The sequence below is a fragment of the Pseudomonadota bacterium genome (genome assembly GCA_018823285.1).
In the GTDB taxonomy this organism is placed as follows: domain Bacteria; phylum Desulfobacterota; class Desulfobulbia; order Desulfobulbales; family JAGXFP01; genus JAHJIQ01.
Genome location: JAHJIQ010000016.1, coordinates 57,046 through 70,178 on the forward strand (window position 1 = coordinate 57,046; position 13,133 = coordinate 70,178).

At 52.3% G+C, this 13,133-nt stretch carries 12 protein-coding genes; 4 read left to right on the top strand and 8 right to left on the bottom strand.

Annotated features, from left to right (window positions below):
• Nucleotides 1–28: 28 nt before the first annotated feature.
• Entirely contained in the window at nucleotides 29–910 is an 882-nt protein-coding gene (gene argB, locus KKG35_05205) for an acetylglutamate kinase (protein MBU1737517.1), read from the bottom strand.
• Nucleotides 911–1,471: 561 nt separating this feature from the next.
• Here argB and lptA point away from each other — a divergent pair.
• The 3 genes from lptA (at nucleotide 1,472) to rpoN (ending at nucleotide 4,302) form a co-directional block, all read left to right on the top strand.
• Nucleotides 1,472–2,023, top strand: a complete 552-nt coding sequence (gene lptA / locus KKG35_05210; protein MBU1737518.1) for a lipopolysaccharide transport periplasmic protein LptA — start codon at nucleotides 1,472–1,474, stop codon at nucleotides 2,021–2,023.
• Nucleotides 2,020–2,760 carry an LPS export ABC transporter ATP-binding protein gene (lptB, locus tag KKG35_05215; protein MBU1737519.1) on the top strand — a complete coding sequence of 247 codons (741 nt, stop codon included), beginning with the start codon at nucleotides 2,020–2,022 and terminating at the stop codon, nucleotides 2,758–2,760. Before lptA ends, lptB begins: the two co-directional genes overlap by 4 nt.
• Before the next feature lie 75 nt (nucleotides 2,761–2,835).
• Nucleotides 2,836–4,302: an RNA polymerase factor sigma-54 gene (gene rpoN, locus KKG35_05220; GenBank protein ID MBU1737520.1), complete on the top strand. Its 1,467-nt coding sequence runs from the start codon at nucleotides 2,836–2,838 to the stop codon at nucleotides 4,300–4,302.
• Nucleotides 4,303–4,551: 249 nt separating this feature from the next.
• Here the strand turns inward: rpoN and KKG35_05225 are convergent, their stop codons facing one another.
• Nucleotides 4,552–5,148, bottom strand: coding sequence for a histidine phosphatase family protein (locus KKG35_05225; GenBank protein MBU1737521.1), 597 nt, complete (start codon nucleotides 5,146–5,148; stop codon nucleotides 4,552–4,554).
• A gap of 119 nt (nucleotides 5,149–5,267) precedes the next feature.
• Between KKG35_05225 and KKG35_05230 the strand changes: the two genes are divergently transcribed.
• The gene (locus tag KKG35_05230) at nucleotides 5,268–5,912 is read left to right on the top strand and encodes a DUF3786 domain-containing protein (GenBank protein MBU1737522.1); all 645 of its coding nucleotides are present in this window, start codon (nucleotides 5,268–5,270) and stop codon (nucleotides 5,910–5,912) included.
• 52 nt (nucleotides 5,913–5,964) lie between these two features.
• Here KKG35_05230 and KKG35_05235 read toward each other — a convergent pair whose 3' ends face one another.
• The 6 genes from KKG35_05235 to KKG35_05260 form a co-directional block, all read right to left on the bottom strand.
• On the bottom strand, nucleotides 5,965–6,636 hold the full coding sequence (locus KKG35_05235) for a hypothetical protein (GenBank protein ID MBU1737523.1): 672 nt from the start codon (nucleotides 6,634–6,636) through the stop codon (nucleotides 5,965–5,967).
• A 13-nt stretch (nucleotides 6,637–6,649) separates the two neighbouring features.
• A complete protein-coding gene (locus KKG35_05240) occupies nucleotides 6,650–8,734 on the bottom strand; it encodes a hypothetical protein (GenBank protein MBU1737524.1) in 2,085 nt (694 codons plus the stop codon).
• 70 nt (nucleotides 8,735–8,804) lie between these two features.
• Nucleotides 8,805–9,959, bottom strand: a complete 1,155-nt coding sequence (locus KKG35_05245; protein ID MBU1737525.1) for a tetratricopeptide repeat protein — start codon at nucleotides 9,957–9,959, stop codon at nucleotides 8,805–8,807.
• Between the two features lie 19 nt (nucleotides 9,960–9,978).
• Nucleotides 9,979–11,244 (bottom strand): GAF domain-containing protein, encoded by a 1,266-nt coding sequence (locus KKG35_05250; GenBank protein ID MBU1737526.1) that lies wholly within the window; start codon nucleotides 11,242–11,244, stop codon nucleotides 9,979–9,981.
• A gap of 224 nt (nucleotides 11,245–11,468) precedes the next feature.
• On the bottom strand, nucleotides 11,469–11,855 hold the full coding sequence (locus KKG35_05255; GenBank protein MBU1737527.1) for a response regulator: 387 nt from the start codon (nucleotides 11,853–11,855) through the stop codon (nucleotides 11,469–11,471).
• A gap of 4 nt (nucleotides 11,856–11,859) precedes the next feature.
• Complete coding sequence (locus KKG35_05260; protein ID MBU1737528.1) at nucleotides 11,860–13,077, bottom strand: response regulator; 1,218 nt, start codon at nucleotides 13,075–13,077, stop codon at nucleotides 11,860–11,862.
• Between the last annotated feature and the right edge of the window lie 56 nt (nucleotides 13,078–13,133).

Sequence of the window (13,133 nt, forward strand, 5' to 3'; positions counted from 1 at the left end):
CTGCTCTTTTCAATGATGTCGATATTTTTCACGCCACTATCTCCGTGCCGATTCCTTCATTGGTGAACAGTTCCAGGAGAACGGCATGTTCAAGCCGGCCGTCGATGATGTGGGCTTTGGGGACTCCCGCCCTGACCACGTCACGGCAGCAGGAGACTTTCGGGATCATCCCGCCGGTGACCAGGCCGGATTTAATTGCCAGGTCAACTTCACTGCAGGTCAGCGTTGAGATCAGGTTGCGATCCGTGTCCAAGACACCGTCGACATCGGTCAGGAGAATGAGCTTTGCGGCATTCAGGTTCGCGGCCAGGGCTCCCGCCACCAGATCGGCGTTGATATTGTATGACTGGCCATCCGGGCCGACGCCCACCGGGGCGATTACCGGAATGAAATCGCGTGCATCAATAGTGTTCAAGATGTCCGGGTTCACCTCGGTTACTTCACCGACCCGCCCGAGGTCAATGAGCTCCGGGGGGGCAGTGTCAACCTGGTCTTTCATGATCTGCATTTTTTTGGCCTTGATCAGATCGCCGTCGCGGCCGGAAAGGCCCACTGCCTTGCCGCCGTAGTAGTTGATCAGACCGACAATCTCCTTGTTGACCTTGCCGACCAGAACCATTTCAACCACATCCATGGTGGCGCCGTCGGTGACCCGCATCCCCTGAACGTAATCGGACTTGATGTTCATTTTGGCCAGAAATTTGTTGATCTGCGGGCCGCCACCGTGAACAATAATCGGATTCAGACCGATGTATTTCATCAGGATCATGTCCAGGGCGAAGTTTTTTTTCAGTTCTTCATCGACCATGGCGTGGCCGCCGTATTTGATGACAATTTTGCGACCTGAAAACTCCTTGATATAGGGAAGGGCCTCGATCAGGATTTTGGCTTTTTCGATAATCTTTTGCATGGTAGACGTTCTGTATCCGTTTGGATTTATCTTTTCCGCATCTGGTCACATCTTCCGGGTATTGAGACCGCCGGATGTTGCACGGGGAACAACAATGTTTCCGAGACCGGTGATTCTTGCCCGGCAATCATAATTACCTCCCATATAGATGTAAAGAATATGTTGGAGGGAGAGTTGTTTTTGCCGGAGAAAGGCGGTGTTTCTTAAAAGGTGTTATTCGGGTGTGTTGATGGCTGTCGAGCTGGTTGAACATTCATAGCGAAAGGCATTCCCCGCAGCTCATGGAAGCGACTGCAAGGAGACTCGGAGTGTCGCAGCTCCCCTTACCGGAGTCTCACGCTGTTCGCTATCTGCTGGGGGGATAGTGAGCGAATTTGATGTAAGTAGCTTTCCATACGGAGATTCCCCGTGGCTGAAGTCACACTCCGTTTGCTATCTGCCGCGGGGAGCTTCAATTGAAGCGCGGTCACAGAAGCGGGAAATAGCAGTTGCCCTGTTTACATTTATCGGTTCAGGAAGTAGATTGGGGCATTGTCCGGCAAGCAATTCTGGAGAGTGATAATGGGTCTGGTGAACAAAAAAATATGTATCCCGGTGCTGCTTACGGCCTGTTTTCTGGCAGTCCAGAATGTGAGAGCGGTAACCGCCGGCGACAAGGGTTCCAGCGGACCGATTCATATCGAAGCTGATCGGATGGAGTCGGAGCAGAACAAGAGCACCGTTCGTTTTTTCGGCAATGTTGAAGCGCGGCAGGTTGATCTTGTCATTCGTTCTGACGAAATGACCGTCCAGTATAAAAAGGATGAGGCCGGAGATGAGGCTCCTGTTGCGGCTGCAGCAACCAAGTCCATTGAAAAGTTGCTGGCAACGGGGCATGTCGAGATTATCAGGGAGGGTTGGGCGGCCACCGGTGACAAGGTGGATTATTTTTCAAGTGAACGAAAGGTTGTCCTGACCGGCAATACCAGAGTCTGGCAGGACAACAACATGGTGACCGGGGAAAGGATCACCCTCTATCTTGACGAGGGCAAAAGCATCGTCGAAAACAAGGGAGACACAGAGGGGGGCAGGGTCAAGGCTTTTTTCTATCCCGACTCCGGCCCCGGTAAATGATAAAGGAATTTCAATTGTCGGTTCTCGAAACGAAGTCCATCGTCAAGCAGTATAAAAAAAGGCGGGTGGTTGATGGTATCAGCCTCAAGGTGGAAACCGGAAAGGTTGTCGGCATGCTCGGTCCCAACGGTGCGGGGAAAACCACGTCGTTTTATACCATAGCCGGATTTATCAGGCCTGATTCCGGGGCGGTGTTGTTGGATGGCGAGGACATTACTTCACTGCCGATCCACAAGAGGGCGCTGAAGGGCATCTCATACCTGGCCCAGGATTCCTCGGTGTTCAAGAAATTGACCGTTGAGGAAAATGTGCGGATTGTTCTCGAACCCCTTGGTCTTTCCAGAAAGGAGATCCGTAACCGGATCGACCAGCTGATGGGTGATCTGAAGATCGGCTATCTCGCCAAGAACAAGGCCCATTCACTGTCCGGAGGGGAAAGACGCCGGACCGAGATCATGCGGGCCCTTGCCACCAACCCGAAATTCATTCTCCTGGATGAACCGTTTGCCGGGATAGATCCTCTGTCGGTCACCGACCTGCAACAGATCATTACCGACCTTAAAGAGCGAGGTCTCGGGGTACTCATCTCCGACCACAATGTGCGGGAGACCCTGTCGGTTTGTGATTTTGCCTATATCGTCAGCAGCGGTCGGATTCTTACCAGCGGCAGGGCGGAGGAAGTAGTGAACAGTGATGAGGCAAGACAGATGTACCTCGGGGAAAATTTTAAAATGTAAAAATACGATGGCGATTAATCCTGCGGCACTTTAAAACAGCTTGCCAGCAGAACGGTTAAGTAAGATAATACCCCCATGGCCCTGGAACTCAGACAACAGCTAAAATTAGCCCAGCAACTGGTGATGACCCCCCAGCTGCAGCAGGCAATAAAACTACTCCAGCTTTCCCGACTTGAACTGGCCGCGACCATTCAAGAGGAGCTCGACCAGAACCCGCTTCTCGAGGATATCGGTCTGTCAGCCGATCAGGAAAACGGAGATGCGCGGGAAAGGGAGGCGGGCGCCGAAGACTTTCAGTCCGACCAGGAGTTTACCCAGGTAACCACCGAAGTGAGGATGGACACCAATTCCTCCCTGCAGGAAATCAACTGGCAGGATTATGCCAATGAGTATGAGCCCCTGCCGTCATTTAAACCAAGCGAGGAAAGTGACCTCCCCTCAAGGCTGGATATTCTCACCAGCAAGCCTGATTTGCAGTCCCATCTGCAGTGGCAGCTGAACCTTACCGCCGTCGGCGACGAGGAGGTGGAAGTTGGGGAGTACATCATCGGCAACCTGAACCGGGACGGATTTCTGGAAGTTGATCTGGAAACCATCATGCAGGAAACCGGGTGCGATCACGATACTGCCGAGTATATGGTCGAGCTGATCCAGGATATGGACCCGGCGGGCATCGCCGCCCGCTCCATTCAGGAATCCCTTCTGCTGCAGCTGGAAAGGCTTGATCTGGACAAGAGCCTCGCGGCGACCATTGTCCGCGACCATCTCTCTCTGATGGAGACCAGAAATTACGCGGGAATCGTCAAGGCAACCGGTCGCAGCAAACAGAGTGTCCAGGAGGCGATCGATGTGATCGTCAGCCTCGATCCTTTCCCCGGCCGTCAGTATTCAGACGAGGAGCCCCAGTATATTACTCCCGATGTGTATGTCCACAAGGTGGACGGCGAATATGTGATCATGTTGAACGACGACGGGCTGCCCAGGTTGCGGATCAGTAATTTTTACCGGGATATTCTGAAGGGAGACAAGGCGGCGGGCGGGAGTACCAGAGAATATATCTCAGACAAGATGAAATCGGCGGCCTGGCTGATCAAGAGCATTCAGCAGCGGCAGCGTACCATTTACAAGGTGGTGGAAAGTATCATCAAGTTTCAGAAAGATTTTTTCGAAAGGGGCGTGGAACATCTCAAGCCCCTGGTGTTGCGGGATGTGGCGGAAGATATCGAGATGCACGAATCCACCATCAGCAGGGTCACCAACAACAAGTATGTCCACACCCCGCAAGGGACTTTCGAGCTGAAGTACTTCTTCACTTCTTCCATCGAGAGGCGGGACGGCGGGGACGCCATGTCATCGCTCAGCATCAAGAACCGGATCAAGGCGATCGTGCAGGAGGAAAACAGCGCGAAACCTTTGAGCGACAACGCCATTGCCGAGATCTTCGAGAAAGACAATATCAAGCTTGCCCGCCGTACCGTTGCCAAATATCGGGAACAGCTTGGGATCCTGCCTTCAAAGCTTAGAAAAAGCCCCAGATTCTAATAGATATCAGATAGATATCAGAAATATCCCGGTGGGGTGCGGTGCGTGTGTTCCCGCAAATCCGTCATTCCGGGTCTGGTCAAGATTCCAGTGAACCATAGCGGAAAGATAGATTCCGGTCCACGCCGTGAATAACGGAAAATGGGTTGGAAAATCAGGACTTTCACCCTACGGCTATAAGTCACGATGTCTCGCAAGCTCGCTTATCGGTACGAGCAGCCTCGCTGCTCAACTCAGCTTTATCAAGACCTACTCTCGTTCAGATACAACCTCAAGCTGCCCATTTTCTCTTTGCACCAGTTCGGTGATGGAGGCGTTGCCGATCTTGAGCGAGCGGAAGGCGCTGAGCGGGAGGTTTCGGTAGTGAAGGACAAGGGTGCGGAGCACGATCAGGTGGCTGACCACCACGATATTCCGCCCCGGATGTGCGGCGAGGATCTCTTCGGTTCCTTTGACGGCACGGGTTTGAACATCAGTTAAAGTCTCGCAGTATTCCACCGAAAACATTTCGGGAGTTTCCAGCCAGGTCGGGTATTCGGGCCCGAACCTTTCCCGGATCTCATCCTTGGTCAGTCCGTCCCAGTGGGCGATATCGATTTCATTGAAGGCGTCATGTGTCTCAAGCGGGGCATCGGTGGTCTTGCTGATGATCTCTGCCGACATTCTGGTCCGGGTCAGGGGCCCGCAATAGATATGGTTAACGCCAGTCCCGCGGAGTTTTTCCGCCACCCGGGAGAGCTGCAGCTTCCCTTCTGGATGCAGGGGTTCATCTGAACGCCCGGCAAAGATGTTGTTCAGGTTGGCACCGGTTGTGCCATGCCTGATCAGGAAAATTCTGGTACTCATAGATTGTTCCGGATGTTCATGATTGATAAAAAGTTGCGGCGCCATATTATATGGAGAAGAATTCTTTGTCAGTATAAATACCAGATTCTTTCAATAAACAAAGGATTGAAGGCAAACAGATGTCTGAGGTGAAGTCGCTGACCGGGCACGAGCATTCCTGGCGGCTTTTTCTGGAGCTTGATCCGGAGGAGTCCTGTATCGGGGCCGGCGCGAGTTTTGACAAGGAAACAGGTGTCTGTATGCTCAGATCCTTCGGGCAGGATATTATCATCTCCCTGCAGGAACGGAGGATTTTCGGAAAATCATCGATTGCTGATTATCTCCTGAACAGAACGGGCCATTTTTTTGATCTGGCTCTTCTGAAGTATCTGATCCTGGCTCAGGACATGACGAGCGCCGGTGAATTGATCCGCCCTTCGGAGGTAAAAGGTGGGCAGATATTCGTCACCGGGACCCATGTGTTGCCCGTGGAACGGATTGCGCTAAAATTCGGCGCCGATCCTGCCGGATTTATCGAAAGGGGAAAGCTGCTGGGCGGGGAAGTGTCGGAATACGGGGATGCGGCGGTCAAACTATTTCCCTTCCCGAAAATGCCGGTCACCCTGATCCTCTGGGTCGATGACGAAGAGTTCCCGGCCAGAGTTGACTTCTTTTTTCACAAGGGATGCGTTGACCTGTTTCCCACCGATGTGCTGTGGAGTATGGCAATGGTCACGGTTATGGCTATGGAGCAGCAAATCCAGACAGTTCTCGTTTCTCCCTGAATCAACGAATGTCCCTGGAAGTCAGCTGAGGCTGAAAATCCCATGGAGGCAATTATCCATTGAGGGTCGCGTCCCATACCGGAATGTCGAGAAAGTCAGACAGAATTCGGCTGTTTTCCCTGATTTGGTTAAGGTTTCCGTGGTCGATAACGTTGATTCGTTCACTGTTCTTGAGGACCAGATTTAATTCATAGCTATAGTAGGAAGTTTTCTGGCCCCGACAAAATTCCGAGAGAATCTGCAGGGCATGAATATCGCCGAATGTGGCGAAGAGCCTGGCCCCCTTTTTCTCAATCATTTTTGCAGGATCCTGTCGCCCTTTCCAGAAATACTTTCGCCTTCGATCGAATATGATCGGCGCGGTGGCGATGTAGAACAGGATGACCCCGCCAAGCGTGAAGAGGGTGACGACCAGAATGGGAACCAGGATTTCGCCCAGAGGAACATCCGGTTCCGATGAAAGAATCCGGGTCATTATGAAGATCAAAACGCCGAGCCCCGAGAGCAAAAAGACCAGATAGAATATTTTGGCGCCGATTGAAGGTTTGAACTCAATCCGGTCGGGGTCGACCCAAACCAGGGTGTGGGTCCGGAAGTTTGCTCCTCCGCTCCTGGCAGGGGACCATTTCGTTGCGATGGAGACCGGATCATTGAAGCGGGAAAGATCTACGGCGACGGGGTTTCTGGAATACTTCGCAAGTTTCCCGACCAGATCTTTCAGCATGCGAGTTTGTGTCCTAGCCTCTGCTTTTTCTGGCGGTCAGGCCAAGGGCCAGAAAGGGGGCGACGAAGAGGGCGGTCATGGTCAGGGCCTGCCGGAAAAAACCAGGGCTGCTCATGATGGCCGGGCCTTCCTCGCCGCTGAAAAGTATCAGGAGTACCGTCACTGCGACAAGACAGATGATTTCACTGAGCATCAGGAATTTACCGAAGGAGATGGCGGTTTCGATGATATTTTTCAGGCTGACCATCCTGTTGATGGTTTTTCGCAGAATCTGGAGCTCCTTTTGCGAGGTCTCCAGTAGTTCACGCGCCTGACCGAAAGAAGCGCCGGTGTATTTTTCCAGGTTGGCGTCGGCTTGCAGGATATTGCTTCTGGTAATTTTCAGGCCGGCGGCAAAATTGGTGAAAAACATCTGGTGCGGGTATTGCAGCCAGAACTTCTCACAGGACGTCAGAATGGCGTAGGATCGGCCGATTTTGTCCTTGAGTTCGGTGTTCATTTCACCCCGGATTCTCTGGCAGTTATAAACGAGCCCTTCGGCGCGGCCTTCCACTTCACGCAGGCCGTAATAACTGCCGCCGCCATAGAGTTTTTCCAGTCTGGCCAGAGTGCTTCTGTTGTTTTCCAGTTGGGGATCGTCTGCCGGGAGCCATTCTGCAAGATCCTCGCATTCGTTTCTGGCATTGCCCAGATTGTTGGCGGCTTTCTGGGCCTTGCTATGTGCGTTCGCGAAGAGCATCTCTTCGATCAGCCCCTGGATCGGCTTCAGTTCAGGATCAAGCAGGATGGAGATGAAGAGTCCCTGCTCGGAATCGGCAAGTCGCTGTAGTTCTGAAATGGATTTTTCGCCGAAGCCGCTTCTTACGGCGACCCGGACGATCGCGTATCGTGCTTCATAGCAGTTCCGGTCGGTGGACAGGGCGTTTTTCAGCTCCTGATCGGCCTCCCAGAGTTTGTTTGTCAGACAGAGATGTCTGGCCATGAGCAGTTTGATGTAGATGAGTTCCTTGTCCAGACTGGCAATCTCGGACGCCTTGTTGAGGTAGTGCTCCATGTATTTGGTTTCGTTCTGCTCAAGATGAACGAAGGCCATGCCGATTGAGGCATAAAACTTTTTCTGCCCCTTGGGGCGGTTCAGCTCTTTTTCAAATTGGAAGGCTGCGTCAGCAAGTTTGCCGACCCGGAGGCTGTCGAGACCGAGCTGCATCGTGGGGCTGTCGATCTTCAGGCTTTCGCTGTCGGTATCCAAGGCATCCTGCCAGCCGGCTGCACTGGAAAAGGTCAGCTGCCAAAGGAAGCGGGGCTGGTACACCAGGTTGGTATCAAGGAAGCCGGTAAGCACAATCAGAGACGCGGACTTTCTGAATTTTGCCGGGGAGACTCCGGCGGCGAGGACCGGCGAAAACTTCTCGGGATTTTTGAACACCTCGGGGGCCAGAGCGTTTATCTGCTCGAAGGGGAGGAAGCCGATCAGATCGAGCCCCATGGTGTTCATGGGCAGATGTTTTGCCGGGCATTGAAGCGGATCATGACTGGTCATGCCGCAGTAGAAGCATTCATGACGATCCCCGGCCAGAAATATCTCCCGGTGCTGGAAGAGCTTCTTGGTTTTGATGGCCAGATTCTCCTTAAGGTGGAGGAGATACAGCCCCTGGCCAACAGACTCAAAAGAGTGTTCCGGGAGCTGACGGCCGGCCATGACCGCATCCCACTGGTGTTTCAGGGTATTTGTGACATAGGTTTTTTCTTTTTCCAGAAAGTCCCAGATATCCGAACTTGCCTCCCTGATCGGCGGGGTCAACTCACCCGCTTTATCGAGATGAAAAACGATCTGGATCGGAAGAGGATCCTGGTCGACAGGCCAGCCGTGATCGCTCTTGATCTTCTCCAGGGTTTCCAGGACTGCGGCGAGGGCTGAAAAGGGGTGGTTGAATTTAAACTGCAGGAGTGTAGGGGAACTGCGCGGGTCTTCAATGCCGTGCTGTTTGAGAGAAGCGTGGAGATCGGCGGTGATGGCCTGCCATGTATCACCGACTATCAGTTGTCCCTGATAGGAGTGAATATGAATAATCACATGTGATGAGATTCCTGATTCCATTCAAATTCTCCGCCGGCCCTCAGGTGTAACGAGTCGGGCAGCTGTCGGCTTTTCCGGGGCACCGGGGTGGTCAGCATTTTGCCAGGAGCGCCCGGGCCTCCTTGTTGTCGGGATCCAGGCGCAAAACTCTTGCGGCCCACTTATCCGCTCTGACCGGAATCTTCATGGCCAGGTAGATCCTGGCCAGGGTCAGCATCACGTCGATATTTTCGCTCTGTTTTTCCATGGCCTTTTCGAGGACCCGGGATGCCTCCAGATAATCCTCCTGCATGTAAAGGCAGTTGCCGAGCTTAATGTTCAGGTACGTCCGCTCGGGGGCCTCTTTGAGTATTTCCCGGAAAGCCTTGACGGCCAGGGCGGGGATTTTGAATTCCTCGCAGACCATGGCAATTTCCTCCTTGGCCTCAAAATTACCGGTATTACTTTTCAGGACCAGGCGCAGGATCTTTTCCGCCTCCTTTTCCTTGCCCTGTTTAAAGAGGAGCCGTGCGAATTTAATGGCCCGGTCATAATGGCGGGGGCTGATCTCCATTGCCTTGTAAAAATTATCGATCGCCTTGTTCGTTTCACCCCGGCGGTGATAGATATGGCCAAGATAATGGTATGAGGTTACGTCGAGACGGTTGGTCGCGATGGCCTGTTTGAAATAGGTGAGGCTTTTATCCATGTTGCCGGATTTCAGGTAAAGACGTCCCAGTTCTCTGAATGGTCTGGACGAGATACTGGTCTGATCGATGGCTTTTTCCGCCTCGCAGATCGCCCCCGGCAGATCGCCTTTTTCTTCCAGGTTTCTGGCATTACGGAGATGGGTGGCCATGGCGGATGGGGAATTCAGGTTTCTGAGCAGTTCGTTGATTTTCTGTTCGAGAGAGGCGGTGACAAAAGGTTTGGTCAGATAGGCATCGACATCGTGTTCTGCCGCTTCAGCAACCACCTCCATATTGGCTTCGGCGGTGATCATCAGAAAAGGGATATCCCTGGTACTCTTGTTCGTCCGCACCTGGTCAAGGAGCTCAGTGCCGGACATGGTGGGCATATTGTAATCGCTGATGATGAAATCGATTTTAACCGAATCTTCGGTGAGAATCTTCAACGCCTCACGGCCATTACCGGCTTCATAGTGCTTTTTCCCATAATTGATGAGCTTCAGCATGGCCCTGATCGAGCGACGCATGTTGTCGATGTCGTCAACAATCAGAAAGTTCATTTTGTCGGGGGTCTGCATTACGGTTCCTTGGTTCCCGTCAGATCGGAAGAGTGAAGTAGAATCGGGACCCTTTGCCTGGATTGTTCTCGACTCTGATTGTGCCGCTGTGTTCTCCAATCGCCAGTTTGCAGAAGTAGAGACCGAGACCGCTGCCGATCAGATTGTCGTGGCGCGAAGAGAGTCGAGCATACTTGTCAAAGACAAGCTCCTTTTTCTCTTCCGGGATGCCGGGACCTTCATCTGCGATGGAAAAGACAATAAAATTTCCATCGGTTTTTGTGCAATTGGCGGTAATGGTCGATCCGCTCGGGGCGTAACTTAAAGCGTTGGTCAGGAGATTCTGCAGGACTCTCAGAATCAGAACGCGGTCTGCCTTCAATGCAGGCAGCCCTTCTGCCGGTTCACATCTGATGGTGATCCCCTTGTTTCTGGCAAGCCCTCTGATGCCGGTGGTGGCCTCTTCCAACAGGTTGCCCGGACGGACCTCTTCCTCGATCAGGCGCATTCTGCCATCTTCAAGCTTGTTGATACTCACCAGATTGGAAACCATCCTGACCGCCCGGTCGCAGCCGATCTGGGCGGACTCAAGGAATTCCCGATTCTGATCCGTAATGGAATAGGAGAGGATGTCGAGGTTTGCCACCACTTCCGACAGGGGCCCCTTGAGGTCATGGACCAGCATCCGGGAAAGGTCTTCCATCATGCTCTGCTGACGATGCAGGGCCATGTTTTTCTTACGGAGCTGACATTTCTGTTTACGTAAGTCGTCATTGAGGTTTTCCTTGATTACCAGCCAGAGGAGCAGGCTGCTGAATTCCAGAAGGTAGGTGATGTCTTCTTTGAACAGGTCTTTCGCCCCTGCCTTGTCGGTCACATTAATAACGCCGACGGTCCGATTTGCCCTGATGATCGGTACTGAAAGAAGCGACTGCTTTCGGTATTTTCCGCTGGATCGCCCCTGAAACCGTTTGTCTTTGGTGATGTCCGGGATGTAGAGGGGGGTGCAGTTGTTTGCCACCCAGCTCGCTACGGAATTAGGGTCGGATAATGGTTGCTTGATACCGATCAGTCCTTTACGGGTGGCCGCAGTCACAATCAGATTCTTTTTCTCCCGAATCATGATGGATCCCTGTTCCGCGCCAAGATAGTCAAGGATGATCCTGAGGATGTCTTCCTGCCGTTTTCTGAAGCTGCCTTTGCCGGCAGAGATCACATGGCTTATCCGGGAGATGCTTTCAAGCAGATGATTGGCCATTTTCAGGTCAATGGCAGATGGTTTGCCCGTCGTGGCTTTTTTGTTCATAAAGGATCCATGGTAAGAGTGTGGGGATTCTCCGGAATGCCCGTATCAGAAAAATTGTATCACAGAGGACAGGACAGAAAAAACACAAAAAAGAAAATCGGCCTGCGGTGTGATGAGTTGTTGTGCCGGGAAGAAGGTGCTTCGGTGTGGAGAAACAGGGGCGCTGCAGAGTGAGCGCGTATCGAGTCCCAGGGGAGTCGGTGAAATGCGGAGCAGCGGACTTTTCAATCCTTCTGATTGGGAAAGCGGGTCATAGCCTGGCAAATGATTTGCAGGAGTTCCGCATTGTCCCAGGGTTTGACGATGAACTTGAATATTTCTCCCGAGTTGATGGCTTCCATGGCGGTGGAAAGGTCGGCATATCCGGTCATCATGATCCTGACCGTTCCGGGTGAGGTGGTACGGATTTTTGTCAGCAGTTCGATACCGCTCATTTCCGGCATCCGGTTGTCGGTGAGGATGACATGGATTTCCTGGCTTTGGATCAGATCCAGAGCGGCTTGACCGCTCCCTGCGGTCAGGATCCGGAAGTCGCCATCCGCAAGAGCTCTTTTGAGGGCGGTGAGGATAGATTTTTCATCATCAACGATGAGTAAAGTTTTTGTCGTCATCTTTTCATCCTGTCCCGGCGGGTTTTTTTTCCGGTTTCGTGTTTTCATGACGGACCGGAAGCCTGACGGTGAAAGTGCTTCCTTTTCCCGGGGTACTTTCCACGGTAATGTCACCACCATGCTTCTGGATAATTTCGTATGAAATGCTGAGGCCGAGGCCGGTCCCTTTGCCGATCTCTTTCGTGGTAAAAAAAGGTTCGAACAGCCGGTTGATATTTTCAGGGGGGATGCCGCAGCCGGTATCGGTGATTGCAACGGTGATCCAGCCGTTTTCATGCCTGGTGCTGATCTTGATTTTGCCATGATCAGCAATACTGTGCACGGCATTCACCAGCAGATTAAGAAAGACCTGATTGAGTTGCTGGCCGTTGCAGGTTGTTTCCGGCAGGTCTGAATAATCCCGGGTCAGTGTCGCATTATGCTTTAATTCATTCCAGATCATGTTGATGGCACTGTCGAGGCTGGCATTGATATCCACCGGTTTGCTGGTAGCGTCATCTACCCGGGAAAATGTTTTCAGCCCCTGGACGATCCGGACGACCCGTTCTGCCCCTTCCAGGGATTCATTGATCAGGTCATGTGCATCTTGAAGGATATAGTCGATTTTAAGCTGTTTTTCTTGCTGTTTCACCCTGTCTGCCGCTTCCTCCCGCACCTGGGTCTGAAGAAAATCGATGTGTCTGGTCATCCGGTCGAGGTATTTCCGGAGAGTGCTTAAATTGCTGGTGATGAAGCCCAGCGGATTATTGATTTCATGGGCAACCCCTGCGGCCAGCTGGCCGATGGAAGCCATCTTCTCGTGCTGATATATCCGGCGGTGGGCATTCTTTAATTCATCCTGCAGAAGTCTGACCCGCATGCCGGCCTTGATTCTTGCCAGAATCTCTTCCGGTCTGGTTGTTTTTTCAATGTAATCATCAGCGCCGATCGTCAATCCCTCGACTTTTTCATTCAATGCCTTGTGGGTCGTATAGATAATGAAATAAACCCCTTTGAGAGCGGAATCGCCCTTGACCAAACGACAGAGTTCAAGACCATTCATAACCGGCATTTCCAGGTCTGAGAAAACGAGATCGATGTTTTTGTTTTTCTGGAGAAAATCCCAGCCTTCACGGCCGTTTATTGCCGTATGCACTCTGTAGCCGGCAGCTGTAAACAGGTTTTCGAGAAAGGAGAGAACCGATCTGCTGTCATCAAGGATGAGGATGGAACCGTTGTTCATGGCGTCAGCTGTCTCAGTTCTTTTTGCGATAAAAATCGAAAAGGATGAGGATGAAG

What these genes read in the sequence shown, in the direction of transcription:
- KKG35_05225 (MBU1737521.1), bottom strand. Translation starts at nt 5,148, where the DNA reads ATGAGTACCAGAATTTTCCTGATCAGGCATGGCACAACCGGTGCCAAC.
- KKG35_05230 (MBU1737522.1), top strand. Translation starts at nt 5,268, where the DNA reads ATGTCTGAGGTGAAGTCGCTGACCGGGCACGAGCATTCCTGGCGGCTT.
- argB (MBU1737517.1), bottom strand. Translation starts at nt 910, where the DNA reads ATGCAAAAGATTATCGAAAAAGCCAAAATCCTGATCGAGGCCCTTCCC.
- KKG35_05260 (MBU1737528.1), bottom strand. Translation starts at nt 13,077, where the DNA reads ATGAACAACGGTTCCATCCTCATCCTTGATGACAGCAGATCGGTTCTC.
- lptB (MBU1737519.1), top strand. Translation starts at nt 2,020, where the DNA reads ATGATAAAGGAATTTCAATTGTCGGTTCTCGAAACGAAGTCCATCGTC.
- KKG35_05235 (MBU1737523.1), bottom strand. Translation starts at nt 6,636, where the DNA reads ATGCTGAAAGATCTGGTCGGGAAACTTGCGAAGTATTCCAGAAACCCC.
- KKG35_05240 (MBU1737524.1), bottom strand. Translation starts at nt 8,734, where the DNA reads ATGGAATCAGGAATCTCATCACATGTGATTATTCATATTCACTCCTAT.
- rpoN (MBU1737520.1), top strand. Translation starts at nt 2,836, where the DNA reads ATGGCCCTGGAACTCAGACAACAGCTAAAATTAGCCCAGCAACTGGTG.
- KKG35_05245 (MBU1737525.1), bottom strand. Translation starts at nt 9,959, where the DNA reads ATGCAGACCCCCGACAAAATGAACTTTCTGATTGTTGACGACATCGAC.
- KKG35_05255 (MBU1737527.1), bottom strand. Translation starts at nt 11,855, where the DNA reads ATGACGACAAAAACTTTACTCATCGTTGATGATGAAAAATCTATCCTC.
- KKG35_05250 (MBU1737526.1), bottom strand. Translation starts at nt 11,244, where the DNA reads ATGAACAAAAAAGCCACGACGGGCAAACCATCTGCCATTGACCTGAAA.
- lptA (MBU1737518.1), top strand. Translation starts at nt 1,472, where the DNA reads ATGGGTCTGGTGAACAAAAAAATATGTATCCCGGTGCTGCTTACGGCC.